Here is a 26,914-nt window from a genome sequence, read left to right as displayed (position 1 = left end):
TTTGGTAAATGATATTGTACAGGATATACACTTGGAGTGCAAAAACAAACCCCATCAGGAACCGGAGGATAAGGAGAAAAAAGGTGGTTCCTGACGGGACTTGCTTGAACTTCAAACCAACTGATTACAGAATAACATTTGTTTTACAAGAAAGTAAATAGTATAATTATCTATGATTAAAATAATCAAGCTTGTCAATGCGGTCTGAAAAGGAAAAAGTGAGGCATGATCTATGAAAGCACACTATAAATTTTGGGGCTTGGGTCTGGTGCTCAGCCTGAGTGCAGCTTGTGCCACAGGCAGAAATGTACCAAACTCTGTTTCTCCAAATTATCCGAATTACCCAAATTATCCGGGAACAGGGACAGGGTATGGGACAGGGTATTCCGGCAGCGGACCTTACTCTGTCCCCGCTTATCCTTCCGCTGCTGCGACCTCAACCCCAGCAGCGACCTCAACCCCAGCAGCTTCAGCAACTCCCACTGCAGCTCCTTCCGTGGCTCCCTCTGCGGCTCCCTCTGCGGCTCCCTCCAGTGCACCCACACCCGTTCCTTCCAGTTTGCCCAGTGGTGCACCCTCGCCTAGCCCCACGCCCAGTACAGATATTTACAATTACCGTGAAAACTTTTTTCAGAATTACGGTGTGAATCCCTTTGTTGAAACCGGCACGGATCGTTTTTCGACCTTTGCGGCGGATGTGGATACGGCCTCGTATACCCTGATGCGTAAATTTTTAGAGCAGAATCAATTGCCCGACCCCGCTTCGGTGCGCACCGAAGAATATCTGAATTATTTTGATTACCATTACCCCCAGCCTGTCAGCGGTAAATTTGCGATTCAAACCGATTTGGCCCCCTCCTATTTTGGCGATGCGCAGACCAAGCTTTTGCGTGTGGGCATTCAGGGGCTTGAGGTCGTGCCGCGCAACCGCAAACGGGCGATCTTGACCTTTGTCGTGGATGTCTCCGGTTCGATGAATTTACAAAACCGCCTTGATCTGGTGCGTCGGAGTCTTTCGCTGCTGGTGGCTCAGCTCAACTCCGAAGACAGCGTTGCGATTGTGGCCTATGGCACCGAAGCACGCACCGTGCTTTCTGCCACGCCCGGTTCGCAAAAAGACACGATTTTAAAGGCCATCAATACCCTGCGTCCCGAAGGCTCTACCAATGCCGAAGCCGGTTTGCTCAAAGGCTTTGAAGAGGCCAGTAAAGCCTTTGTGAGTGGGGCAGCCAACCGCGTGATTCTCTGCTCCGACGGGGTGGCCAATGTCGGAGCCAATGGGCCCGAGGCGATTCTGGCCCGGATTCAAGCTGAAAAAAGCAAGGGCATTGCCCTTTCGACCGTGGGCTTTGGCATGGGCAATTTTAACGATAGCTTGATGGAGCAGCTCGCCAATCAGGGCGATGGTTTTTATTCCTATGTGGATACCCTGGCTGAAGCCCAGCGGATCTTTGTGCAAAACCTGACCGGCACGCTGCAGACGATTGCCAAGGATGTCAAAATTCAAATCGATTTCAACCCCAAGGCCGTCGCCCAATACCGACTGATGGGCTATGAAAACCGGGATATTGCCGATCAGGATTTTCGCAATGATGCGGTCGATGCCGGGGAAGTAGGCTCCAGCCACAGTGTGACGGCCCTCTATGAACTGCGCTTTCAGGAAAATGTCTCCGAAGCACAGATAGCCACAATTACGGTGCGCTACAAGGATGTCGATGCCCAGGACCAGGTCAAAGAAATCACTCGGACTTTGCTGACCTCTGAGATGAAAGCCTTCAGCGACGCCTCACCCAGTTTCAAGCTGGCTGCAGCCGTGGCCGAATACGCTGAAATTTTGCGCCACAGTATCTTTGCCCAGGATGGTCAGCTCCAGGACGTTTCTGCCCTGGCCAAGAACGCGGGAGATGCGCTGAATGGCGATGTAAAAGCCACGGAGTTTGTGACCCTTGCGCAAAAGGCCGAAGCTATTTTTCATCCTGAGCCCAAACAGAGCATTGCTTCTTTGCAGGAAAAAAGCAAAAACCCCCAAAAGCTGACCAGTTGGGGTGAGTTTTTATACCAGCAGCTGACGGGCGGAAAGCCCCTTCAGCCTTAGCTATTCCACCTCGACGCTTAGCAGACGGATGTCCTGAGCGTCGGGAGCCATTTCATCGGTGGCAACTTCAATTTCCAATTCCGCACCTGCCAGGGGAGTGCCTTGGATCGCGTGTTCAAAATGTTCGCGAAAATGACAGGCCGAAATATGCGAAAGCGCCCCCAATTTAACAGTTAAGGAGACAATTTTTTCAGCCTGTTCTTCTTGGCGTACGGTCTCAATTTTGCGTAGCAAATCGGCCAAGAGAGAGAATTCATGCATATTCTAAACTCCAGTTCTGGTGAATTTCATAGACCCGCTTGAGCAGGGCAGGCAGACTGCCCTCTACTGCAGCAGACAGCCCTTTGCCTGTTTCAAATTCCTGGGCGGCAATGCCCAAAAGCAAAAGTGTGGGTGGTAAATCCCCCAGGGCAATTGCCAATTCGAGTGCTTCGCTCAGGCCAAAGGCATGGGTGGAGCAGGCCAGCCAGGATTTGGGCAGGGGAGTCTGGCGCAGGTTGATTTCAAGCAATTCCCCTGGTTTGAGTGGGGTTTGCAGGGCATCGATCAGCAAGACTCTTTGCATGCCTTTGAAGGCATACCAAAGCGTTGAGGCTTCTCCGCTGAGTGCCAGGCACTCTGTATGCGCGTCCAATTGACGCGGCAGCGTGTGGATGGCCGTGGGCCCCAGGGCATCATCCCCACGCAGAGGGTGGCCAATGCCAATAATCCGGTTCATATTTCACTTTCCTTAAAAATACGTAGGATATTTTGCAATGAGGCTTTGGCGTCGCCAAAGAGCATGCGGGCATTGGTTTTGAAAAAAAGTGGGTTGTCGATCCCTGCAAAACCTTTGCCCATTGAGCGTTTGAGCACAATTGCCGTGCGGGCCCGTTGGGCCTCGATAATCGGCATGCCATAAATCGCGCTGCCGGGGTCTTCCAACGCGGCGGGGTTGACGATATCATTGGCGCCAATCACCAGACAGATATCCACCCGTTCCATGCTTCGGTTGGCTGTCTCCATTTCAATTAACTGTTCATAGGGCACATGGGCTTCCGCCAGCAGCACATTCATATGACCGGGCATGCGCCCTGCTACGGGGTGAATGGCATAGTTGACGGTTGTGCCCCGTTCGCTCAGCAATTGGGCAAGTTCCTGTACCGCATGCTGGGCCTGGGCAACGGCCATGCCGTAGCCGGGTACGATCAGCACCTCTGCGGCCGCTTCGAGCAAATAATAGGCCTCCTCGCAGTTCAGGCTGTGAACCTCTCCCCCTGGGGTGATGGTGCCTTGAGCAGCGCCAAATCCCCCCCAGAGCACACTGCTCAGGCTGCGGTTCATGGATTTGCACATCATTTCAGTCAGAATCAAGCCACTGGCTCCTACCAGGCAACCGGCGACAATCAACATGCGGTTCATGAGCACAAAGCCCACGGCACAGGCGGCCAGACCTGAAAGGGAATTGAGCAGTGAAATCACCACGGGCATATCTCCGCCCCCAATGGGCAGAACAAAGAGTATGCCCAGCAAGAGCGAGAGCGCAATCAAGAGAAAAAAGCAGTTGTGTGCCCAGGCCGTTTCACCCAGGCTTTGCCAGAGTATGCCGCTGGTCAGGGTGCTGACTAAAAGTGCAAGATTCAAGGGCTTTTGGCCGCGAAAGAGCAGGGGACGGCCGGGCAGTTTTTCAGCCAGTTTTCCCCAGGCCAGCAGGCTGCCACTGAAGGTAATCCCGCCTATCAAAACTGAAATCGCGGCGGAAGAGGCCGAAATGCCGGTTAAAAGTGCCCCTCGAAGAACCTCGGCGCAAGCCACCAGGAGGCTGGCAAGTCCGCCAAATCCATTCAGCAGAGCGACCATTTCAGGCATGCCTGTCATAGCGACACGCAGGGCCATTACCGCTCCCAAGGCACTGCCTACGAGCAGGCCAATAAAAATCCAGTGCAGTGCCAGGCCGGCACTGAAGAGGGTGGCGACGACAGCCACCAGCATGCCCGCTGCTGAGAGCAGATTGCCCCAACGTGCACTTTGGGGGCGGCCCAGCAGGCGAATGCCCAAGATAAACGCCACTGCGGCAAGAATATACAGAAATTGCTGGGTTTCCTGCATTTATTTTTCCTGCTTCTTTTTGGTAAACATGCGCAGCATGCGGTCGGTGACCAGATAGCCGCCCACCACGTTGAGGGTTGCAAAGATGATGGCGGCAGTGCCCAAAATAACGGTCAGGGTATTTTCTCCCGCCCCTGAAGCGAGGATTGCCCCCACTACTGTGATACCAGAGATAGCATTGGCACCTGACATCAGCGGGGTATGCAGTTGTGAGGGCACGCGCGAAATCAGCTCAAAGCCTAAAAACCCTGCCAGAATCAGAATTAGCAAAAGATCCATCAGAGCCACTCCTTCCAGCGTTCACGCAGGCGGGGGTGGGTCAATTGCCCCGCATGACAGGCCCGCATGCCGTTCAGTAATTCTGGGTCACGCTCAGGTTGAAAACATTTTGTTTCGGCATTCCAAAAAGCCTGCAAGAGGTAATAAAAATTGGCAGAGAGCATTTGACTGGCGTGCAGCGGCACCCTGCGGGCCAGTTGAGGCCAGCCCAGAATGCGAATGCCTTCGATCAGGCTTTCTTGCCCCGCCACACTGCCTTCGACATTGCCGCCACTTTCGATTGCCTGGTCAATGATCAGCGTGCCGGGGCGCATATTTTTGAGCATGGCGCGGGTGATGATCTGAGGAGCGGGTCTGCCAAATATCTGGGCAGTGGTAATGATACAGTCAAAGCGTTTCAAGGCTTGGCTCAGCGCACTCTGTTGTGCTTCAAGGGCGTTGGAATTCAGGCTGGCGACATAGCCATCGCTGGTTTGGGCCGCTTTCAGTTCAGGCAATTCAAGCAGGCGTGCGCCCAGGGAGAGAATCTGCTCACGGGCTTCGGGGCGTAAATCATAGCCCTCTACCCGTGCCCCCAGTCGCCGGGCGGTGGCAATGGCCTGTAAGCCTGCAACACCGGCGCCAATCACCAAGACCCGTGCGGGGCTCAGGGTGCCAGCGGGAGTATTCATCAGGGGCATGATCAGGGGCAAATGGTTGGCCGCCAGAATGGCCGCCACATATCCGGCCAGACTGGCCTGAGAGGTAAGCATGTCCATGCTTTGGGCCCGGCTGATGCGTGGCAGCAACTCCATCGGCAGGGCCTCAAGTTTTTGCTCAAGGCAGGTTTGCAGGGGCTCTGGGGCGAAAAAGGGATGGAGCAGACCGATTAACCAACTGCCGGGCTTGAGCTGTTTGAGTTCTGCTGGCGCTGGGGCTTGAAGACAGAGCAGAATTTCGGCCTCTTGCAAGAGAAAATGGCGATCGGTTTCGAGCAGGGCTCCGGCTTCAAGATAGTTTTCATCTGCAATTGCCAATGTTTTGCCCAGCCCGGTTTCGATGTGAATTTCAGCCCCCATTTGGCTGAGTTTGCGAATTTCCGTGGGCAGCAAGGGCACACGGGGCTCGTCATAGGCTTCACGCAAAATCGTCAGTTTCACTGGCGGGTGACTTCCAGTTTGAGAAAATGGGTTGCGCAGGAAATACAGGGGTCGTAGTTGCGAATGGCCTGTTCACAATCCCATTGCAGTTCCTGATCGGTTTTGTGCAGGTGACGCGGTACGTAATCGCGCAGATCCTCTTCAATCGTTTTTTGGTTCTGAGAGGTGGGAGGCACAATTCGAGCCGCTTCAATCACCCCTGCACTGTCGATGCTGTAGCGGTGATAGCAGATGCCGCGGGGGGCTTCTGTACAGCCGTGGCCGGTACCGGCCCTTAAGGGGGCGCTGACAGCTGCTGCTGTAGGTTTTTGATAGGCTTCTATCAGGCGCAGGGCTTCTTCGCAGGCATAAAGCACTTCCAAACCGCGCACAAGAATGCTTTTGAAAGGGTTGTGGCATTGTTCTGCAATGCCCACTTCTTCAGCCAAAGCCTGTACCCGTGGGCTGAGCTTTGCCCAGTTTAGGTTATAGCGTGCCAGCGGCCCGACCAGATAGGCACCATGCCCCTTGTGAAGACTGTGCAGAGCGTTGGAGCGGGCCACGTGTTCCTCTTCAAAATGCTGCTCAAACTCTGAAACGGGAATATCCAGTCCCCGGTTGGAAAGCAGGCGCCCTTCATGGATCGCGTATTCATCGGGGTGGCTCAGAGCCACGTATTCATAATCGCGCTCCAAGGCCGGAAAGCGAAAGCCTGAAGCCCAGCGCACCGTCTCTTCGGCAGCCTGAATCGCCCATTCCAGTTCGGGTTGGAAGCTGAGCAGGTCTTTGGCCTCAGGCAAGCGGTAAAAGCCCCCAATTTTGAGGTTGATGGGGTGAATTTCGCGTCCTCCCAAAAGGGTCATCAGGTCATTGCCGATTTTTTTCAGACGCAGGCCCCGGCGCACGATTTCAGGGGCGTCTTTGGCAAGCGTGACGGCGTCCTGGTAGCCCAAAAAATCAGGGGCGTGGAGCATATAGATATGCAGGACATGGCTTTCAATCCATTCTCCGCAGTAGATCAAGCGGCGCAAATCTCGCAGGGGGCCTTCCACTTTCAGACCGAGAATGGCCTCCATGGCCTGGGCCGCTCCCATTTGATAGGCAATCGGGCAAATGCCGCAGATGCGCGAGGTAATATCCGGGGCTTCGCGGTAGTCGCGCCCCCTGAGAAAGGCTTCAAAAAAGCGCGGAGGTTCAAAAATCTTGAGTTGCAGATCGAGCATCTTACCCGCTTCAATTTCGAGATACAGGGCGCCTTCGCCTTCGACTCGGGCCAGATAATCGACATGGATCGTGCGTGTTTTTTTTTCACTCATGTTTTAAACTTTCCTCCCGAAAGGCCGGGGCATTGGCATTGAAGCTGCGGTAAAGGCGCAGCAGATCGGCTTCCGATTGGCCCAGTTCGCGCAGACGGGCGCTCAAGGCGGTGGGATTGGGGCTGTCTTGGGGGCCAAAACAGCCATAACAACCACGCAGATAACTGGGGCAAATGGCGTCACAACCGGCTTGGGTCACAGGCCCCAGACAGGCTGTGCCATGGGCGACAAGTACGCAGACATTGCCCTTGAGCTTACAACTGTGGCAGAGGCTGTCGCGCGGGGTGACCGGGCGGCGTTTGTGCAGATAAGCCAGAATCACTTCCAGCAATTGCTTCTTATTGATTGGGCAGCCGCGCAATTCAAAATCGACTTTGACATGATCGGCGATCGCGTTTGAGGTTGCCAGGGTTTGGATATACTCGGGCCGGGCATAGACCACGGCCATGTATTCACGCACGTCGGCGTAATTGCGCAGGGCCTGAATACCGCCGGCAGTGGCACAGGCGCCAATCGTGATCAAGACTTCGGATTGGCTGCGAATTTCCTGAATCCGCTCGGCATCGTGGGGGGTAGTAATCGAGCCTTCAACCAGTGAGACTTCGTAGGGGCCAGCGACCACTGCACGGCTGGCTTCCGGAAAATTGGCGATTTCAATCGCTTCGGTGACGGCCAAGAGTTCATCTTCACAATCCAGCAGGCTGAGCTGGCAGCCATCGCAGGAAGCGAACTTCCAGACGGCGAGGCGAGGTTTGGTTTGTTCCGACATGTTTAAACCTCCCGCAGGGTAAGTATCTTGGCTACCTGGTCATAGCGAAAGACCGGGCCATTTTTGCAGATAAAATCGGGGCCCAGTTGGCAATGTCCACAGAGCCCGATGCCACAGTGCATATTGCGCTCCAGTGAGACATAAATCTGTTCCTGCTTCAAACCTTCTGTTTCCAGGGCTTGGGCCACGAAGCGCATCATGATTTCGGGGCCACAGACCATTGCAAGGGTGCAGCTGGGATCCAGTGCCAAACGGGGAATCAGGGTGGTGACAACGCCCACGGCTCCGCGCCAGTGTTCATCGCCGCGATCAAGGGTCAGGCGCACTTCCAGATCAAATTGGCTGCGCCAGGTGTGAAGTTCTTCTGAATAGAGTATTTCTGCCGGGTTGCGTGCCCCATAGAGCAGCCAGACCCGTCCATATTTTTCTCGCTCCTGTAAAACTTTGTAAATCACGGGCCTGACAGGGGCCAACCCCAATCCTCCTGCGATGATCACCAGATCCTGGCCTTCTGCAGCTGTCAGGGGCCAGTGTGAGCCAAAGGGGCCTCTGACTCCCAGTTGGGTGCCGGGCTTGACTTCTGTCAGTGCCCGGCTGACCATGCCGACTGCCCTGATGGTATGAATCAGGTGTTGCGGCTCATGCGCTGGTCCACTGATCGAAATCGGAATTTCACCCAGGCCCAACAGATAGAGCATATTGAACTGACCTGGGGCAAAAGCAAAGGTCTGGTTGCCTGTGAGCTCAAGGGTGGCGGTCAGGGTATTTTCTCGCTTGACCGCGCTAACCTCCCAAATCGCAGGCAACATGGGGTCGGGGTTCATTTTTCCTCTCCTGTTTGGTAAAGATCGAGTAATTGCAGACGGGTGGCCTGAAGACGTTCAACCATCATGCGCGAGAAGCGTTTTTGAATCTGGTAACCCAGTTCATGGTCGATTTCACATTGGTCAAGAAAGGTTTCTGCATCAAATACCAGCCCACGCACGGGCTCTAAAACGCGGGCGTCAAAATGCCATTTATAGGGGGGAAAGAGCCAGGACCAACCCAGTATATCACCGGCATGCAGGGTTTGAATCCGCACCATACCCCGTTGAGCAGCATGCATTTCGAGGGAAACACTGCCCTCGCCAATCAGATAAAAATGCCGGGCCGATTCCCCAATCCGAAAAATATAACTCTCTGCCTCCCAATGGCTTTCCTCTGCATTGAGAGCCAGTGCTTGCAGATGTTTGAGCTCCAGATCTTTAAAATAACGTTGCTTTCTGATCAGGTCTTCTTTGATTTGCATATTCAGGCCCTTTCCGGCATGTTTTCAGATTTTGGGGGAGCAAATTGTTTGACTTCTTCCGTCAGATCGATACCGACAGGGCACCAACTGATGCAGCGGCCACAGCCTACACAGCCCGAACTGTCGAATTGATCCTGCCAATGAACCAGTTTATGGGTCAACCATTGGCGATAGCGTGAGGCTGGGCTTTGACGGATATGCCCTCCGCCCATATAGCTGAAGGAGAGATTGAAGCAGGAATCCCACTGACGCCAGCGCTCGGCCTCTCCCCCTAAAGTGGTCAGGTCTTCAAGGGACGTGCAAAAACAGGTCGGGCAAACCATCGTGCAATTGCTGCAACTCAGGCAGCGCTCACCCAAGGTTTGCCAATGCGGGTCATGAGAAGCATTCTGCAAGGTTTGGCGTGCTATTTCGCCTTGGAGTTGGCGGCTGATGCGCTGCTCAGCCTGAACCAGGGCCTGCTCTGCGGCTTTCAGATCTTCAGAACAGGCCTTTTCAAAGGCCAGCTTTTCCAGGATCTCTGCGCCTTGGGGACTGCCTGCCTGGGCCAGATAATGGGGGGAACCCTCTTGAAGCACTTCCGTTAAAATCAGGTCTGCTCCGCTTGTGACCCCAGGCCCTGTGTTTTGAGACGTGCAGAAGCAGGTCGCTGCTGGAGCTGTGCATTGTACGGCCACAATCAAGAGGGCCTTCCGTCGGGCCAGATACGTGTTATCGGCATAGGGGCCTTCCGCTAAAACGGTGTCCTGAATCTGAATCGCAGCGATTTCACAGGCCCGTGCCCCGATCAGGGCATAACGGGGCACAGCGGTTTCTTCTTTTTCGATTTGCAATTTGTTTTCGAGCTGGCGAGCGCGCCAGAGCCTCAGACGGGGGGGGTGAAGGTATTTTTTCCAGGATTGGGGCCCGACAGCATAGCCAAAAAGAGCCTGGTCTTTGCGTTCTTTCAGGCGATAAACGCCTGGGGCCTGTTCATCGCCCCAGCCTTGGGGTAAATCGGAAACCCCTGAAATCTCGTCATAGACAATCGCGCCATCCCGACAGATCGGTCCCAGGGTGAGATAACCAGCAGATTTCAGAGTTTGAATCAAGGTCTCAAGACCTGAACTGTCAAAACTGAAGGTTTCTGTTGACATATGCTCTTCTCCTGTATTTGGCCCACAATTCGGGATAATAGCAGTATGCCCTTAAAAAAAACAGGAAGCATTGATCGATTTCTTTTGAAAACTTGTTCTGGATCAATGCGGATCCGTTTCTTTTGGCTTTGTGAATATTATAAGTCGGGTTTGATCAGTTTGAATTCCAGGGTATGTGTGCTGTGTGGCTGTTGGGGTTGGTGGGAGCGCTCGCTGAAGATCACCTGATCGGTATGATCGATTGTCAGAACGGCGGATGAAACGGTGCCATAGTCTCCCAGGTCGAGAAAAACAGGGGAGCGTTCGCGCTCTACCCGCACATCATAGCCGCGTCGGGGCAATTCTTCATCGGGAAAACGCATTGGGCGGGCCAGCAGGTCAAAAAGCTCTTCCCGTTCTGCATTTGTGAGCAAATCGTCGATCATGCGCTTTTCCAGCTGTTTTTGCAGATAGCGTCCTTTGGGCATGGGCGTATCCATAAAATAATCCGACAGGCTGTGAATGCCTGGGCTGAGTTCTTCTTCAATATTCGAAACCGAACAGCAGTAAAAGAGTTGATTGCGATCCCCCACCAGCATATTAAAGGGCAGGGCTTTTTTGCGCTGAGATCGGGTTTGCTTCAAAAAAGATTCTGGGTCAAGATCTCCAAGCAGGTAGTTCAAGAGCAATTTGCCCCGGCTTTGGCTGTGAGGGCCATCGGTTTCAATATGGCGATGAAAATCTGTCAAAGCACCGAATCGGCCAGTTTCAGTTATGCCCAGCCAAGTGGTTCCACTTTTGAGATCTTTGCCTGCGTAGAGCGCAGGCTGGGTCTCCCAACGCTGCAAAATTTCAGTGGGTCGGTTTCTGTATTCATCACGGTTGGAGAGAATCATCAGGGGATAGTGGGGATAATGTTTCCAGGCCAGGGCAATCAAAGACATGCGTGAACCTCCAGAATATGCGCCCAGGGTGGGTCTGAAACCCGACCTGCAGGCGAGAGAATTTTAACCTGTTTTGCTGATAAAAAGTAAGTTTATTGAAATTTTTAGAAAAGATTGAACAAATCGATCTTGACCAACGTCTGAACGGTATCTCACCGAGAAGGGCAAAAAAATGAACGAAAAACAATCTCCTTATTTTCTGGCGGGCATGGTGGTCTTATCTGCGGCTTTGGTGGCTTCAGCCTGGTTGGGAGCCAAGGCCCTGGGCAATCTGCGCAGCTCAGATCAAACCGTGAGTGTAACCGGCTCAGCACGCAAGTCGATTCGCTCAGACTTCGCGATCTGGCGCAGCTCTGTGGGGGTGGAAAGCGCAACCCAACAGCAGGCCTACGCAGCCTTGCAGGAACACGTCAAAACGATTAAAAATTATTTTTTTCAGGAAAAGGGCATTCCTGCTGAAGCTTTGCGCCTGGGCGCGGTTCAAACCTCAAGCCTGCCTGAACTTTTGCCCAATGGCAATGACTCGGGCAAGATTCGCGGCTATCGCTTGAGCCAGAGTTTTGAAATTCAATTGGCCGATGTCAAAAAAATTGAGACCCTGGCGCAGGAATCAGGGGAGTTGATTCAAAGAGGGCTCCCCTTCGACTCCTATCCCCCCGAGTACCTCTATACCCGTTTGAGTGACCTGCGTGTGGAAATGCTGTCTGAGGCCACCAAAGACGCGCGTTTGCGGGCTGAACAGATTCTCAAAAGCGCGGGCAGCCATTTGGGCCCTGTGCGGGCGGTACGCACGGGTGTTTTTCAGATCACCCGTCCGCATTCGACCGAAGTCAGTGATTCAGGCCTGTACGATACCGGCACGATTGAAAAGGATATTACTGCCGTTTTGACCCTGTCCTTCGCAGTGGATTAAACCCTGATTTTCTGCCAGTGCCCGGCTTGCCAAAGCCGGGTAAAGACCAGGGTTTGAATTGCACGGTAGCCCATTTGCAGCACCCAGATGCCGGTCAGGCCGAGCAGGCCGATTTGGGTCAAGACAAAGAGCAGGGGCAAATAAAGGCCCCATTGAAAGCCGACCGAAACCAACATCACCCGGCGGCTGTCACCTGCACCAAGCAAGGCCTGCATTAGCACCGAGCCCAGGGTATCGAGGGCCATGGTCAGAGCCACCAATTGCAAGGGAAACCGTGCCAGCGCCAGGGTGTGGGGATCGTGTATAAAGAGCCCCAGAATCATATCGGGGAAAAAAACAGCAGGCAGCGAAAGCATGCCCACACTCAGACAGGCGATCCAGGAGACTTCCCAGCCCCAGAGTCGGGCGTCTTCAGGATCTGAGCGCCCGAGGGCCTGCCCGACCAGCGAAGCGCAGGCCATGCCAAAGGCCATGCCGGGTAAAATGGCGACCAGTAGCAGGTTGACCAAGACATTCGATGCAGCCAGTTCAGCGGTGCCGACGCGGCCCACAATCCAGAAAAAGCTGGTCATGCCCGCTGAGAAAAACAATTGCTGAATGCCTGCGGGAACCGCCAGACGCAGCATGGTAACCAGGGTTTCGCCACGGGGCAGGCCCTTGAGAAAACCATTTTTACGGGCCACGCGCAGGGCTTCGATAAAATACAGGGCCGTGCCCAAAAATGTGGCAAGGGTGGTGCCTATCCCGGCTCCTGCCGTGCCCAGGGCCGGCAGACCCAAGACTCCGAAAATCAGCAGATAGCTGAGTACAATATTGGCAAGATGCATCACGATCAAGGTGCGCATATACACCCCCGAATAATTGATGCCATTCCAATAGCCGCGAAAGGAAAAGTTCATGGCCACAGCCACCATACCCAGCAGTCGGGCTTGGAGGTAGGGCACGCCGTGAATGGCAACCGCGGGGTCGGGATTGAGAAAGGGAAAGAGCAGGGGCGCCAGGAAAAACAAGAGCAAAGACCAGGGGGCTGCCAGGGCAAAGGCCAGCAAAAGCCCCCCATTGAGCGGAATGGCCATTTCACCCTCTTTGCTTTCGCCCATGCGCCGGGCCGCCATGGCCTGAACCCCAGCCGAAAGCCCGGTGATAAAGGCCATGGCCATCCAATTGGCAAAACTGCCGATCCCCACAGCAGCCAGAGCCTGGTTGCCCAAAGAGCCGACCATGGCGGTATCGACCAGATTCAAAATATTTTGCGAAACCATGCCCCCGATAATCGGCAGCGAAAGCTGAAGAATTTTCTGGCGTCGGGCTTGATCAGGAAAACGCAGGGCGGAAGTGCTCATGGGTGGGTGCTTCTTTCACGGAACTTGCAGGATTTTCACAGCTTAGCAGGGGACTGGCCAGTCTTCAAGGGCTGAGGGCTTTCATGGCTTTTTCGAGCGGGGCTTGGGTATAAACCGCTACCCCCATGCCGCCCCCCATTAACCAGAGGCGTTTTTGACTGTCGATGGCGATTTCCTGGAAGCGGTCGGGCACCAGGCCCTGGCGTGAGTCCAGGTGACTGACCTTGCCCTTGGCAGGGTCCCAGAGACTGAGCCCTCGGCCTTTGCCATGGCGATCATAGATAATCCAGAGGCGGTGCTGGGCATCTTCGGCCACGCCTTGAATTTCCTTATAGGGCAGACCTTCAACTTTCTGGGCCTGTTTGAAATCGGCCTCGATTAAGAACAGACCTTCATCTGTCGCCAGGGCCAATTGACCCGTGTGAAGTTCGAGTATTTGTTTGGCTTCGGGTGTCATCCAGGATTTCTGGTATTTGAGCCCGCTGTTCAGCCACTGCTGGCTGCTTTCATCAAAAACCTGGAGTGGCAATTCGCCCTTGACCTTGCTGCCTGCCAGAATTTTTCCTGCGCGGGTTTCATAGAGCAAGGCCGCACTTCCTTCCGAGAAACCTTGTTGGCTCCCGAATTTCTGCCAATTTTGGTTTACAAAGCGCAGAAGGATATAGGGATAACGCCGTGCCAGCCAAATTCTTTGTTTTGAATCGAGCCACAGGCTTTGGCTGGAGAGCATCCTTTCTGGCAGCGGTAGCTTTTGTACTTTGCCATGCGTCCACTTTTTCAGGCCTTGCCAATTCAGTTCCAGCAGCTCTCCCTGCTGCGATCTGAAGCCTTCACCATAGGGGCAAAGCTGTTGTTGATTCCAATAAACACGCAGATCACCACTTTGCCCGTCTCCGGCCAGTTGTGCAGAAGGGGCGGGTTGCAGCCCCTGCCAGGCTGCACAGGCGCTTTCAAAGCGCAGCGCAGGGTGTGCGGGTGGTTTGGGCGCTTGCATCTGTTTGAGCAGTTCTGCAGTGGGGGTTTTCCAGAGTTCGCCACTTTGGCCGCTGAACCAGAGCTGGGCTTGGGCATCGAGCAGCAGGGCCTGAAAGCGATCATCGGGCAGACCGTCTCGCCAACCCAGGGTTTGAGCGCCGGCTTGCCCGTTTTTAAACTGGTAGAGGCCTTCGGCATAGGTATGGCTGGTGGCCAGCCAGCGGGCCTGTTGGGGCATACTTTCCAACCCTTTGCTGCTGCCGTTATTGAGCAGGTTGTAGCTGAGATTGCGTTTGAGATCCAAGGCGAGGGCCCCTTTTTCAAGCCCCAGCCAGAGCTTGTTTTCTGCCTGGCGGATCACCCGAATCCGGTCATCGTAACTGCTTTTGCCTTCCCAGACTTTTTGCCAGGTTTTGCCCTCATAGCGGTAGAGGCGGTTGCGATCTCCCACCCAGAGTACCTTGTCGGCATCGCTGTACAGGGCCTCGATCGATTCCTGCAGTTTGCCCAAAAGCTGAAAGGTATCTGAGCGTGTGTCCCAAAAATACAGCTGGGGGCCGGCTGCCAGCAGCAGTTTGTCTTGCCAGATCCCCAGGGCTGTGATTTTAGCTGGGCTGGGTTTGTCCATTTCAAGGCATGTGTTGTCTTTCAAACGATACAAGTGGCTGTCAGAGCTTGCGAACCAAATGCCTTGATTCTGGGTGGCTTGTAGCCAGTTTAAACTGGCGTAGCCGCCTGTCAGCTTTGAAGCTTCCCAGTGGATGGGCGCATCGGGACTGCCACTGAGCAGGTACAGGGCGTTGCTGGCAATTCCCCAGACCTGTCCCTGAGGCGTTTGGCTCAAGCTGATCAGATTGGGGGCAGGTTCCAGGCGTTGCCAGTTTTTCAGGGGGGCAGCCTGCCAGCGCAGGCTTTGCATTTTGACATTGGCGGTTTCTACGGTTTGCGCCTGTGTTTTTTTTGGGGGGGGTGTTGGACTCAGATGTTTTAAGCCTTGCAGCAGCAGCGGCAGGCTGAGCAGCAGTACACCCAAGCCCATCCCTATTTTCGTGGGCGGAGAAAAGCCCGCCCAGGCTTTGGGCACGGTCTGCCAGAGTTTGAACTTGTCAAAGTCAAAGGCTTGGTTGCGCTTTTGCTGTTTTTCAATCAGTTTGAGTAGATCCCGTTTCAGCTCTGCGGCCAGGGCATAGCGTTTGTTCAGATCGGCATCCAAGAGACGATCCAGAATGCGGTTAAACCCCATGGAAAAATGGGTCTGGGAGCGAAAATCTGGTTTGAGATCTTTTTTTGGCAATTCGGCTGGCGAGCGACCCGTTAAAAGAAAGAGCAGGGTGGCCCCCAAAGCATAGAGATCAGAAGCGGGAAGAGCACGGCCCTCCAGTTGCTCCAGGGGGATATAGCCCACAGTACCCATCATGGTGATGCTGTGTTGGGCCTGGGCACTGACCTGCTGTTTCACCGCTCCGAAATCGATCAGAAAGATCTGATCCTGCTCATTCAGAATCAGGTTGCCAGGCTTGAGATCGCGGTGCACCACCGGGGGAGAAAAGCGGTGAAGATAAATTAAAATATCGCAAATTTGCAGGGCCAGTTGCAGAGCTTCATCTTCGCTGAAACGACGGCCCTCTTCAATCCAGGTTTGCAGCGATTTGCCGGGGATATATTCCTGCACCAGCACCAGCTCAAAGGGGTCTTCGCTGTTCCAGGATTCAATAAAACGGGGAATGCCTGTATGTTTGAGGTTTTTCAGAACCTTGCATTCACGCTCGAAAAGCTCAAGGCTTTTCCAATGATCCAATTTGTGCAGGCTGAGTTTTTTGAGCGCACAGCGCTGGCCCGTACGTGTGTCTTTTGCCAGCCAGGTCGTGGCAAAGCCCCCCTGACCGAGGGGGGCGATGATCTGATAATGCGCGGCGGGAGAAGATTTGCTCATTCACCCAGAAAGGAAATGCTGGATTCGGCAGAACCTTTGCTGACAGGGCTTTCCAGACTCAGCCCATCACTGTGGGGGTTGAGGGCTTCGGCCATCAGCTTTTGTGTGCTTTCGCTGACCAAACCACTGCGCAGCGCCAGAAACTCCATGATTTTATCGACACTGGCGAGTAAAATACCCACCCCATGCAAAACTTCTTCTTTGCGTTCCTGGGCATAGACTTTCGCTTCGCTGGCCGCGCCAATTACCCCTTCGTAGGCGGCTTGCAAGCCTGGCAGGAGTTCTTCCTGCCAGAGGGCCTGATCGGCAGGGGCGATCTTCTGTTTGTCCAGTTCAGCGAGCTTGCGCTGGGCGTTTTGGATCTGCTGATCCAAACCTGAGAGATAGTCTTGTTCTGAAATGGCTTCTTTGTAAAAGGCGTCGATCAGTTCGACCAAGCTGTAACCGGCCATGACTTACTGTTCAGGAGCGGCTTTGGCCACCATTTTGTCTGCATTTTTAGACAGAAATTCGCCTACTTTTTTGGCTGCATTTTGTGCGGCACCTGTTGAAAAGGCATAACCTGCACCGACCACCAGCAAGCCCGGCAAGCCAAATACCACACCTGCGGCAGCGCCAGTGGCAATCGAGGCAGCCAATGAAGCACCTTTTTTACCGGCTTCTTTGGCTTTTTCGGTTAAGGCAATGCCGGTTCCGACAGCGGCACCGGCCACGGCTCCAACGACGACAGCACCAGGAACAGGGGTCAGCGCACCAATCAGCGCACCCGAAGCGGCTGAGGCCAGAATCGTGCTGCCTGTTTTGCCAAAGAGGTTGTCCTTGAGGTTTTTCAAGCCTTTGCCGACAGCTTCAACGCCTTTTAAAATGCCTTTTTCAGCCTCGGGGCCGGCCTTGATCATTGCGTTGTTTGAAACCTGAATATCTCCCATGGAATCCTCCGAAAGTGTTTGTTTAAGTCGTTTACCTGTTCAGTCTATCAGGCTCTGGGGGCTGGACCTTTCGGGTCTTGAAAAAGATTTAGGCAGAACTTAAACTTGAATGGTTTCGATATATTTCTACGATTCAAAGCCAGAAATCGAAAGTAAATCATAGTACTTAGTGTTATGATTTGTGTATGAATAGCTCGATATTAAACAGTATTTATGAAACCGCAAAGGGTTTACATGATGCGGGTGTCATGAAGCCTGAAACGCTGCGGGAATTCGATGCCCTTTGTTTACCCCAGGTGAAAGAATATTCACCGGCTCAAATAAAAAAAATCCGCATCAAACAAGGCGTAAGTCAGGCTGTTTTCGCTGCCTATCTCAATACCACCGTATCGACCATTCAGAAGTGGGAGCAGGGAAAAAAGAAGCCCAACAGTCTCTCGTTGAAACTTCTCAATCTGGTCGATCAAAAGGGTTTAGACGTCTTAGTTTAAGAAGTTAATTAACTGGCTGGAGCCTTGTGCTGAAGCTTAGATGGGTCAATGACTGTGCCATCGGGGCTGGTCAGGGTATTGACTGCAATGAGTTCGACCTGATCGCCGGGGGCAAAGACTTGAGTGCGGGGGTTGGGGGGCAAAAGATAGACAATACTGGAATCCTGGGGCTCATAAAGAGCGGTTCCCCCCAAGCTGGCCCAAGTTCCTGTATAAGCATGTGTTTTCGAGCCTGGGCCAGGTGTAATTTTGACCGTATAGTTGCGTGCGGCATTGACCGCACTCTGACTGCCTGCGGGTTCGCTATAACCGGCCGGTGCTTTGGGGGTGGTTTGGGCACTGTGAGAGATACGGCCATCAACCCAATTGGCCCGGTTCATGGGCTGGTTAAACTGTAAGGTAATCGTATCCCCTTTGACAAAGCTGTTTTCAGCGGTTGCTACAAAGATTTGTTTAAGTTGAAGGGGTGATACCGATTGAGCGGGCAGGGTTGAAACAAGACAGAGCAAAGCAGATAGGATTGCAAATTTTGTTTTCATGGTGTTTCCTTTCAAAGTGACATTGATGCGGTTTTGGCGTTGGGGTCGATTGAATTGCCTGCGGGGTCAAAGATGGGATTGATCACCTCGATACTGAGTTTGTCGCCTGCTTGCCACCATTTCCAATCGGTATGGGCAGCCCAGTTTTGGCTGGGGGTGCTCAAGGTACTGGGAAAAGCAGCACTGGGAGAGCTGATACTGACCAGCTTCCAACCAATAAACTCCCCACTTTCACTTGCCAGTTTGAGTTGAAGCTGGCTGCCATCGGCACTGGCCTGAACCTGCCAATTGCCCTCGCCAGAGCTGCTGGCCTGGAGAGCCAATTGCAGCTGATTGGCCCATTCGCTGGCTGTATAGAGGGCATTGCCTGCCAGATTGACCTCATGCACCGCTCCTACTTCGCCCTTATTGCTGATGCCCTGCCAACGCAGGATCCAGCTTTGACCGGTATTGCTGCCTTGGCCAAAGCCAGCATTAACAGCAGTGGTACTGACTGCACTGAAAGCTGGGTAAAAGCCATTCACAGCCTGGGTGCTATGCGGAGGATACAGGCGCACGCTCTGGCGGCTTGGATCCTCGCTGTCGTAGCGGGTTTCACCACCCAGGGCTTTCCAAGTAGTTTGAAAAACTGTTGCGCCTACTCGTTCCAGTTTGAGCTGGTAATTGGCAGCGGTCTTGCGGCCTGTGACATTGCCCAGATTACCCGGATACTCGGCAGGCGAACGGGTTTCACTGCCAGGCAAACCAGGGGGGAGCATGTCGATCATTCCGCCCGCGATCAGGTATTTATAGGTCTGAATCGCCATAATTTCGCTGAAGTTCAAGCGTAGTGAGGCTTCAATCGGTTGGAGTGAGAGCAGGCGGGGGGGGAAATCGTCCGTCAACGAATATTGGTATCCCCAAACACTTATGTCTTTGATTGGCGCGGTTGAAATATTTGGCACTTGAAGAAACGGTCCAGCATAATCAGGTTGAAAATTAAAATGTTTAGATGTTCGTCCATTCCCATCAAGATCATAAATGGTTCGATTTTGACTTACAGGATCAAAAAAAGCAATTCCAAAGACACTACGAGAATTTGCTAGCGCATTCTGCTTTGTTAAAGGCAGTTGAAAACCAGGTTTAAATGATATAGTCACTTGGCTTAGATCTGAACTCCAGAAAAAAGTCAAATTCTCAGGCTTTATAACTAAGCATTGTTCAAAGGTACTTGAACCGCAGGAAGTAATTAATGGAGAGTCTTTAATATATGCTCCCCCATAAGTAGAAGGATATATCAGCTCCGTAAAAAAAGTGGACGCAGCATAAATACCTATTTTCTCTTCGATGGATTTTTTATCCACAGGCTCATTAAATGTAAGCGCGAAAGTAGGTGTGCCGGGATTAGCTTGATTGTGAATGATTTTATTTTCAATCACCTCCGGACTGTTATCTAGAAAGAGTTCTGGGTGATGCGAAGATTGAGAACCATCTCCTCCAAAGTCTATATTGTCTTTAGGATACCCTGTGAGACCGAAATATTTAAATAAGCGCGTAGCATAACCCTCTTTGCTGACCTTTAAAACATAATGGTCATCAACAATTCTTGGAAAACCGTATGCTCCACTTTGATTTGAATAGGTTGATTTATAAAAAGATATTTCATAGTTATTTTTTAGCTTGTACAGATCAATTTTTGCATTTTCAACTGTTTTATTGTTTATATCATAGACAAATCCATAAAAAGCGGCGCAGGTTTCGAAGCCTATATCTACTACAGGGCATTCGCTCAAGCTGCTCGCTGAGGGTGAAGGGAATGGTGTGGATGGAGATACTGAAGGAGACGGAGAGGGTGTTGGCATAGGTATAGCTGTTGGTAAGACAGCGACACCAGGCGAAGGTGAGGGCAAGGCTGTTGCTTTTATTGTTGAAGAAGGAGATGGAGTAGATGGATTTTGAGGTGAGACTTTAACCGGTAGAGAAGAAACCTCTATAGGCGGTTGTCTTGAAACAAAATCTTGAAGCTGACAAGCCGTTAAGGTTGCAAATAGTAGCGTATATTTGCATATTCGAATGAAGGGCCATTTTTTTGATTTTTTCATGGCCATAAGTACATAAAAAATTGTTCTTTTTCGAGATCAAAAGGAACTGGAAATGCATTGAAATGGATATTCATTTCGTTTGTATTGTAAAGTCTAGTAGTTGAATAAAAAGGATAGCTCAACAAATTATAAGAATAAAGCGGATCTCCATTCTCACCTGTGATTGAATCATCTTCTGCTGCTCCAGGAGTACAAGCTATGGCTGCGTCTATAACACCACGGGCATAATCAGGGAGATAGGCTTCCTTGTTAAAATGTGCACCCGCTGGATATAGATCAAGATTTTCTTTTTCTCCGTCCCTATGCCGAAATACAAGCTCTTGGCCATCTATTGTCATATTGTATATTTCCACTCCATAAGTATAGTTGGGCATTGATGTATAAGGTCTGCATTTTGAGCCATGATTTACAATGGTTCGAAAACTATTTCTTTCTGCATTTGTTTTTAAAAGAGGTGTTAAATCCATGTTTTTTGTATAATCTTCCGTATAATCATGTTCCAATATGAGCTGAGAACCTATGTTTGGTCTATTTAGCTCGATTTCCATCTGATCACTTACATTTAAAGTGCTTAATGAATAGGTTGTGTTTGACGGAAAAATACCATTTTTATAAAAATAAATAGCCTGATCATAAACCAATCCCAAAGTTGGATTACCTCTTCTTGCAGGATGTCGATCAGGATTTTCTGCGATTCCATGAACATCGTGATAGATTATTTGTGGTGTTAAGTTTCCTGCGTCAAGAGTTGGGCCATTTCGGCCAGGACAAAGACAAATAAGCTCAAAGCCCCAAGCTGTACCTTCTGTAGCATTTGTGTCGTTAAAAGTCTGGAATCGGACTTTATTTTTTTGCGGATACGGGTTTAATAAATGAGTGATTTCTTGTACTTGTGCACCATTAAAACCAAGTCCGAAAATAGGGTAATGTTCATCATTAACAAGTACATTCACACGATCATTGACATTAAATGCCCTCACCCACCATCTTGCTGGAATCTGGGAAATTGTAGAAAGATCTGGTGTTGGTGTTGGAGCAGGAGTCGGTGTAGGAGAGGGAACTGTATTTTCATTGGGCAGCCAACGAATTTTGAGGATTTGGATGCGATCTGTATCGGGTACAACCCATCCTGTTACATCTGCCTCTGGAGCCGAAGGGTAAAATTGTTCGCGCAATTGCCCCAACGGAATATAAGCCAATTCACCGGCTGAATTGGTATATTCGGCCTGATACCCACTCAAATCGCCACTGTCACTTGCAAATAAATTATAGGCAATATTTTGGCTGGTATTTTCTAAGCGAAAACCATAGCCATTCATTCCATCGTAGGGAACCAAAACACCGTGAAAAGTTTGTGCCGTATTGGCTGTCAGTGATCTTACAGCATTTAAACCATTGATAGCTTTAATGGTTAAGGTATCAGAGTAGCGATTGCCACAACTGAGATTATAGTTTAAAACTTTACAGCCGCTGTCTATACTTGACGGCAATTGAACAGCAAAAAGAGGATTCACACGCAAATAATCATCTTGATACGTATGGGTTCTGGCTGTGTCTAAAAGCCTTTGTTTAATATCTGCACCCGTTAGATTAATATCTATCGCCTTCATCAATGCCGCAATTCCAGCAACCACAGGGGTTGCGGCACTGGTCAGGTCCCAATCTTGCAAGTCAGTTAAGACAGGTTGAGACACATCTTTTGAATGTATATATAGCGGAGACAAACCTAACATGCGAAAGCCAGGAGCCCAAACGGTTACATTGTTTCCGTAATTTGATCCTATTTTAATGCTTTTGTTATAATCACTGTCACTTGCAAAAACATGCGTGCGCCTTAAATTGATCGCTTCACTCTCAATCGGAACAGTTGCCATGGTAGGATCATCCATTAAAGCACCCACTGTTATCATTTCAGGAAAAAGGATACTACTGGGCAAAGCTAATTTTGCATCGTAGTTTGTATTTCCTGCTGCGTTGATAAAAACCATACGCTGCGGAGCTTGGCTTAAGGTGCGAATTAAGTTTTGAGAAGGTTTAAGCCAGGATTCTTGATTAATAACCTTATCAAAATAATCATAGATATAAGAATCAGCAGAGCCTCTGGTTATTGAAATATTCACAATATCTACAGGAGGATAGGTTTTACTGGCCAGATACTGAATTCCGGCGAGAACATGTGAGTAAGGGGCATCAAACTCTCTTGTCGCGGTTGGATTTAGACCTACTTTAATCGGTATTATTTTCGAGTAGGGAGCCACACCCGCAATCCCCACCCCATTATTAAATCTTGCGGCAATGGTTGAGGCTGCGGCAGTGCCATGGCTAGAAGTTCTATTATGTCCACCTGTTGGCTTTATTGGCGTATTGAGGTTTTCTTCTGCTTGAATAGCGGCATCATCCCAAGGGGTGATTTTTCCTTCTTTTATATACCCGCCTTCATACCAAAGAATTTGGTTCTCAAAATCTCTGCCTTTTTCGGAATGATACTTCATTCCTGAGAATCCCCCATCAATTACACCGATATTGATCGGTCGATTCAAACTCAAATTATATCCAAGTGAATACTCCCAAGCATGGGTAATCCAAGTAGAGCGTTCATTGAGCCACCAGGAATTTTGGGCTGAAGGAACAAGAGGCACATTTCCACCCGCCACATATGTTGCATCAGTCTGCTCCTGAGTAGTCACCCCACTGGCCAATTCCAGCACAGGATCAAAACCCACACTTTTAACCCGTGGATCAAGGGCCATGGCCGTTGCAAAGGCCAGGGTTTTTGCTGCTTCAAGATTGCCAAAGGCCCCATAGGTCACAACCTGATCCGGCGAACTGGCCATGCCGTTGAGGGTGCGCAGATTATCGGCCAAGGTGCTGACATCGACACGGGTCATATCAGGTTGAATAAAATACATGCCATTAATCGGTTCGGTCACTTGAATCGCATTGTATTCCTGCAGCAGGGACTGTAGATTTTGAGCGACAGGATCAGCCAGTTGCAAGGCCACATGCCCAGCTGCCACAGGCTCTGGGAGATGGTCATTGAGCAGAATAAAGCTTTCGCTGGTTTCGGGTTGGGGAAGATTTTTATTGCCAGGCACATCGGGGAACAAATCACCTAAACTGCTGGGGTCAGCAGGATCAAAGGCCACATCACTGGGGGTAGGGACAGGTGTGGGTGTGGGTTCTGCCGTTGGGGTCGGAGTCGGTTCTGGCGTGGGCGTGGCAGAGGGTTCAGGAGTGGGTGTGGGGATAACAGGGCAGGTTTTGCTGCGCTTTGAGGCAACAGCACTCTTTCCGTTGAGTATCCATGAAACTTGCCCTTTGCTGAAGGGAATCGAAAAAATAACCTGGGGAAAGCCCTCTACACGACCCGGTTGAAAGCGACTGGGTTGGCCTTGGTCAAAGCCATTTCGTCTTTCGGGTTTAGAGTCTTTGCTTTTATTGTCTTTATGTTCATCATCTTTGCTTTTGGAATCATGCTGCTCCGATTCATGTTCTTTGGGGCCTCGGGGCAAAAGCACCTTATTGCGTGGGCCAACCGGAATTTCAATGACTTCTGAGCTTGAATTTTCATAGCCGAAATAGGCAATATAGCTCTTGTCAGGTAGGGTCTGAACACATTCTATTTTGGGGTAAACCTTTTGCTTGTGTGAAAGAATTTGAAAGGAGGTGCTTTCAGGAGTTAGAGAATAGGGCTTTGAATGCTTGTATTTTTCTCCAAGCAAAGCCGGGTTGATCTCCAGTTTGAGATCCCCTTTAAATTCGCCCAAAGGCTGACCATGTGTGAGTGTTCCCGTCGAAGATGAAGCCGTTTGAGGCGGTGCCCAACTTGTATTCAAGCTTTGCTTGGGAAGGGTGCAGGCACTCAAAATAGCGAGCGTCACAGGTATTACCGCCCAATTTTTCAGACTTAACATTATTCTATCCCTTCCTGACAAGTTTTTGCAGTGTTAACTTTTAAATTCATAAATACTGATCCCAAAAGGAGAGATATAGCTCAGACGATGTGACATGCCGGGTGAGAAATCTCCGTCTTCAGGCAAGCCCAGCAAAAGGCGTGTATCTTGCTCTTCAAACCCACTTTCAAAGGTCTCCAGTATTTGGCCATCCAAAGTGACCTGTGCGAAAAGTGAGTTCAGCATTAGGTTTTGCCCCTTGATCAAAATGTTTTCGGGCTGATTCTCGCTATCCCGTTGCACACTCACACTGAGAATCTGGGGAGCCAAGTTCTGGCTTTGCTCTGGAGGCCCCACTCTGACTTGAACCTTGAGGGTTTGGCTAGGCAAAAACACGCTCAAAGTGTGTTGATTGCCCACCAGATAAAGATCTGGAATATTGCGGGTATTGAAACGTGCCTGAATTTCCGTCTGACTGCTTGAAACCAATTCAAGTGAAATCTCATTGTCGAGATAAACTTCGGTATTGCTAAGAACTCCCGGAAAAAATCCTGTGAGAGTGAGAACGATTTCCTTGCCCGAATAGTTGGCTTGAATGGCTCCCAAAGCCTCAGGTCCCATGATTTCTTGGCCCTTGAGCAGAACCGAGAGAATCTGAGGCTGTGAAGGCCGGGGTTGAGGAGTTGCCGGGGGAGCTGGGTTGACTGGGGAGATGCTGACAGAGCCTGGATTTCCTATGCTATTACTCGAAGAGCTTGTACTATTATCCGAAGAACCTTTACTTGCTGGGGGGCTGCTGATTTTTAGAGCAGGAAGCACACTGGCTTGTGTCGGGGGGAATTTTGTAGGAACTGGCGATTCTGGTTTGTTTGGGATGGGGGCAGTCCCCCGAACAAACAAGGTTTTTGCAGGTGGCGAGGGGGTGGCTTGAGCAGGGCTTAGTTTTGCTTCCTGTACTTGGTTTGGAACCCTGTTGTTTATTGGGGGTGGAGTTACTTGACAGGCCATACAGCCCAAACCTAAGCAGAAAAGAAGAGAGTATCTGCTCAGTGCAAAAGATAATTTTTTTGAAGATGCACAAAATGCACGCTTAATCACGTGTTTTCCCTTTATTGGCCCATTTCTATTGGTTATACCAAATAAAAAAACTGATTCCCATCCCCCATTGGGGGATTGACAAAGATAGGCTTTTATGCGGTGTAATGTGTCGATTTCAAGAAAAAGCAGTTCTAACCCTGTTTTGCGGATCTTTTCGCTCAGGGCAGAAAAAGCACAAAAGTTTTTGTGAAAAAGGTAAAAACGGCTCTGCTTGGATTCCTGCCCCCAAGAGGGGTATGATAAAAACGAAGATCTTGCAAAGGAAAAGACCCCGATGCTTCTGACCCTGACCACGACCCATGCTCCGGCGACGGATTTGGGCTATCTGATGCACAAAAATCCTGCACGGGTGCAGCATTTTGACGTTTCTTTCGGGCAGGTGCATGTTTTTTATCCCGAAGTCAGTGAAGAGCGCTGTACTTTGGCCCTGGTGCTGGATATTGACCCGATTGGACAGGTGCGTGAGCACAACCCTGCCTGGGAAGGTTTTGCCCTGGGGCAGTATGTCAATGATCGGCCCTATGTGGCCTCTTCGTTTATGAGCGTGGCGATAGCACAGGTTTTGGGGTCGGCCCTGAATGGGCGCTGCCGTGAAAAGCCCTTGCTGGCGGATCTTCCCATTCCGCTGACCGCCAAACTTTCAGTGGTGGCCAGCCGGGGCGGGCCGGGTTTACTTGAGGCCCTGTTTGCCCCCTTGGGCTATCAGCTCACGATTACGCGTCACCCGCTTGAACCCCGTTTCCCGGAATGGGGAGAAAGCCCCTACTACACCTTGGAATTAAGTCATACACTGCATCTCAGTGCCCTGCTGACCCATCTTTACGTGCTTTTGCCAGTGCTGGATAACGACAAACACTATTTTATTGGGCCAGAAGAAGTTGAAAAACTGCTCAAGCGTGGCGAGGGCTGGCTTTCCGCTCATCCTGCCTGTGAGTTGATCACCCGGCGTTATCTGCGCCATCAGAAGCGATTAACCGATTTGGCTCTGCAGCGCCTGCAGGAAGAGCCTATGGCTTTTGAGGGGCAAAAAAAACAATCGCAGGAAGAGGCGCTTGAACAGCCGCTCAGCCTGAATCAACGGCGCCTGGAGCGGGTGGCCGAGGTTATTGCCCAGTCGGGGGTGGCTTCTGCGGCTGATTTGGGCTGTGGCGAGGGCCAGCTTTTGCAATTGCTTTGGCAGCAGGCGTCTCTCAAGAAAATCATCGGCATGGATGTGTCTTCCCGCAGTCTTGAAAAGGCTTCCCGCCGTCTGCATACCGAGCGTTTCAGTGAAAAACAGCAAGAGCGTCTTGCCTTGTTTCAGGGCTCTCTGGTCTATCGCGATCGGCGTTTGCAGGGGGTTGAAGCGGTGGTGGCCGTTGAAGTCATGGAGCATTTGGAACCCTTTCGCCTGGAGGCTTTCACCCAGGTGATTTTTGAAGATCTGCAACCAGAATATGTGGTTTTGACCACTCCCAATGCCGAATACAATGCGCTTTTCCCTCTTTTGCCAGCCGGTAGTTTTCGCCACAGTGATCACCGCTTTGAATGGAGCCGGGCTGAATTTGAAGCCTGGTGTCTTGATATTGCGCGTAAGCGGCACTATCGCCTGCGCTTTGAGCCGATTGGCCCCTGCGATGAGGTCTTGGGTGCCCCGACTCAAACAGTAGTTCAGAATGAAAGTTCTTCGCACCTTGAATCACGAGATTCGGGGTGCGATTTAAGTTT

24 protein-coding genes are annotated in these 26,914 nt (G+C 51.2%); 5 read left to right on the top strand and 19 right to left on the bottom strand.

What is annotated here, in order from left to right; genetic code table 11:
* The first annotated feature begins 232 nt into the window (after window positions 1-232).
* A complete protein-coding gene (locus tag COW20_13235; GenBank protein PIW47166.1) occupies window positions 233-2,095 on the top strand; it encodes a VWA domain-containing protein in 1,863 nt (620 codons plus the stop codon).
* Here COW20_13235 and COW20_13230 read toward each other — a convergent pair whose 3' ends face one another.
* The 11 genes from COW20_13230 to COW20_13180 form a co-directional block, all read right to left on the bottom strand.
* Window positions 2,096-2,356, bottom strand: coding sequence for a hydrogenase nickel incorporation protein HypA (locus COW20_13230; protein PIW47165.1), 261 nt, complete (start codon window positions 2,354-2,356; stop codon window positions 2,096-2,098). It lies immediately after the preceding gene.
* Complete coding sequence (locus COW20_13225; GenBank protein ID PIW47164.1) at window positions 2,349-2,813, bottom strand: hydrogenase maturation protease; 465 nt, start codon at window positions 2,811-2,813, stop codon at window positions 2,349-2,351. Before COW20_13225 ends, COW20_13230 begins: the two co-directional genes overlap by 8 nt.
* Complete coding sequence (locus COW20_13220) at window positions 2,810-4,183, bottom strand: NAD synthetase (GenBank protein PIW47163.1); 1,374 nt, start codon at window positions 4,181-4,183, stop codon at window positions 2,810-2,812. Before COW20_13220 ends, COW20_13225 begins: the two co-directional genes overlap by 4 nt.
* Window positions 4,184-4,471, bottom strand: a complete 288-nt coding sequence (locus COW20_13215; GenBank protein PIW47162.1) for an NAD(P) transhydrogenase subunit alpha — start codon at window positions 4,469-4,471, stop codon at window positions 4,184-4,186.
* Entirely contained in the window at window positions 4,462-5,601 is a 1,140-nt protein-coding gene (locus COW20_13210) for an NAD(P)(+) transhydrogenase (Re/Si-specific) subunit alpha (GenBank protein ID PIW47161.1), read from the bottom strand. The genes COW20_13215 and COW20_13210 overlap by 10 nt, the downstream gene beginning before the upstream one ends.
* The gene (locus tag COW20_13205; protein PIW47160.1) at window positions 5,598-6,896 is read right to left on the bottom strand and encodes a Ni/Fe hydrogenase subunit alpha; all 1,299 of its coding nucleotides are present in this window, start codon (window positions 6,894-6,896) and stop codon (window positions 5,598-5,600) included. The genes COW20_13210 and COW20_13205 overlap by 4 nt, the downstream gene beginning before the upstream one ends.
* The gene (locus COW20_13200) at window positions 6,889-7,665 is read right to left on the bottom strand and encodes an oxidoreductase (protein ID PIW47159.1); all 777 of its coding nucleotides are present in this window, start codon (window positions 7,663-7,665) and stop codon (window positions 6,889-6,891) included. Before COW20_13200 ends, COW20_13205 begins: the two co-directional genes overlap by 8 nt.
* A 2-nt stretch (window positions 7,666-7,667) precedes the next feature.
* On the bottom strand, window positions 7,668-8,489 hold the full coding sequence (locus COW20_13195; protein PIW47158.1) for a Ni/Fe hydrogenase subunit gamma: 822 nt from the start codon (window positions 8,487-8,489) through the stop codon (window positions 7,668-7,670).
* Window positions 8,486-8,953 carry a Crp/Fnr family transcriptional regulator gene (locus COW20_13190; GenBank protein ID PIW47157.1) on the bottom strand — a complete coding sequence of 156 codons (468 nt, stop codon included), beginning with the start codon at window positions 8,951-8,953 and terminating at the stop codon, window positions 8,486-8,488. Before COW20_13190 ends, COW20_13195 begins: the two co-directional genes overlap by 4 nt.
* A gap of 2 nt (window positions 8,954-8,955) precedes the next feature.
* Window positions 8,956-10,089 carry a sulfite reductase subunit A gene (locus COW20_13185; protein PIW47156.1) on the bottom strand — a complete coding sequence of 378 codons (1,134 nt, stop codon included), beginning with the start codon at window positions 10,087-10,089 and terminating at the stop codon, window positions 8,956-8,958.
* 137 nt (window positions 10,090-10,226) lie between these two features.
* Window positions 10,227-11,012, bottom strand: coding sequence for a hypothetical protein (locus COW20_13180; GenBank protein PIW47155.1), 786 nt, complete (start codon window positions 11,010-11,012; stop codon window positions 10,227-10,229).
* A 172-nt stretch (window positions 11,013-11,184) separates the two neighbouring features.
* On the opposite strand from COW20_13180, the gene COW20_13175 reads away from it, so the two are divergent.
* The gene (locus tag COW20_13175) at window positions 11,185-11,925 is read left to right on the top strand and encodes an SIMPL domain-containing protein (GenBank protein ID PIW47154.1); all 741 of its coding nucleotides are present in this window, start codon (window positions 11,185-11,187) and stop codon (window positions 11,923-11,925) included.
* Here COW20_13175 and COW20_13170 read toward each other — a convergent pair.
* The 4 genes from COW20_13170 to COW20_13155 form a co-directional block, all read right to left on the bottom strand.
* Entirely contained in the window at window positions 11,922-13,268 is a 1,347-nt protein-coding gene (locus COW20_13170) for an MATE family efflux transporter (GenBank protein ID PIW47153.1), read from the bottom strand. The two genes, COW20_13175 and COW20_13170, sit on opposite strands and share 4 nt — an antisense overlap.
* 64 nt (window positions 13,269-13,332) lie before the next feature.
* Window positions 13,333-16,176 carry a hypothetical protein gene (locus COW20_13165; protein PIW47152.1) on the bottom strand — a complete coding sequence of 948 codons (2,844 nt, stop codon included), beginning with the start codon at window positions 16,174-16,176 and terminating at the stop codon, window positions 13,333-13,335.
* A complete protein-coding gene (locus COW20_13160) occupies window positions 16,173-16,628 on the bottom strand; it encodes a hypothetical protein (protein PIW47151.1) in 456 nt (151 codons plus the stop codon). Before COW20_13160 ends, COW20_13165 begins: the two co-directional genes overlap by 4 nt.
* A 3-nt stretch (window positions 16,629-16,631) precedes the next feature.
* Window positions 16,632-17,105 (bottom strand): hypothetical protein, encoded by a 474-nt coding sequence (locus COW20_13155; protein PIW47150.1) that lies wholly within the window; start codon window positions 17,103-17,105, stop codon window positions 16,632-16,634.
* Window positions 17,106-17,290: 185 nt separating this feature from the next.
* Here COW20_13155 and COW20_13150 point away from each other — a divergent pair, with 185 nt between their 5' ends.
* Window positions 17,291-17,596: a transcriptional regulator gene (locus COW20_13150; GenBank protein ID PIW47149.1), complete on the top strand. Its 306-nt coding sequence runs from the start codon at window positions 17,291-17,293 to the stop codon at window positions 17,594-17,596.
* Between the two features lie 8 nt (window positions 17,597-17,604).
* On the opposite strand, the gene COW20_13145 is transcribed toward COW20_13150, so the two are convergent.
* The 4 genes from COW20_13145 to COW20_13130 form a co-directional block, all read right to left on the bottom strand.
* On the bottom strand, window positions 17,605-18,135 hold the full coding sequence (locus COW20_13145; protein ID PIW47148.1) for a hypothetical protein: 531 nt from the start codon (window positions 18,133-18,135) through the stop codon (window positions 17,605-17,607).
* Between the two features lie 11 nt (window positions 18,136-18,146).
* On the bottom strand, window positions 18,147-19,907 hold the full coding sequence (locus COW20_13140) for a hypothetical protein (GenBank protein ID PIW47147.1): 1,761 nt from the start codon (window positions 19,905-19,907) through the stop codon (window positions 18,147-18,149).
* Between the two features lie 305 nt (window positions 19,908-20,212).
* Complete coding sequence (locus tag COW20_13135) at window positions 20,213-24,130, bottom strand: hypothetical protein (protein PIW47146.1); 3,918 nt, start codon at window positions 24,128-24,130, stop codon at window positions 20,213-20,215.
* Between the two features lie 33 nt (window positions 24,131-24,163).
* Complete coding sequence (locus tag COW20_13130) at window positions 24,164-24,730, bottom strand: hypothetical protein (protein ID PIW47145.1); 567 nt, start codon at window positions 24,728-24,730, stop codon at window positions 24,164-24,166.
* 91 nt (window positions 24,731-24,821) lie between these two features.
* Here COW20_13130 and COW20_13125 point away from each other — a divergent pair, with 91 nt between their 5' ends.
* Entirely contained in the window at window positions 24,822-25,040 is a 219-nt protein-coding gene (locus tag COW20_13125; GenBank protein PIW47144.1) for a hypothetical protein, read from the top strand.
* 441 nt (window positions 25,041-25,481) lie between these two features.
* A partial coding sequence (locus tag COW20_13120) for a 3' terminal RNA ribose 2'-O-methyltransferase Hen1 (protein ID PIW47143.1) occupies window positions 25,482-26,914 on the top strand: 1,433 nt, incomplete at its 3' end.

This window comes from bacterium (Candidatus Blackallbacteria) CG13_big_fil_rev_8_21_14_2_50_49_14 (genome assembly GCA_002783405.1).
Classification (GTDB): Bacteria; Cyanobacteriota; Sericytochromatia; order UBA7694; family UBA7694.
Note: the sequence above shows the minus strand (reverse complement) of the source record. Positions and strands in the feature narration are given on the sequence as shown.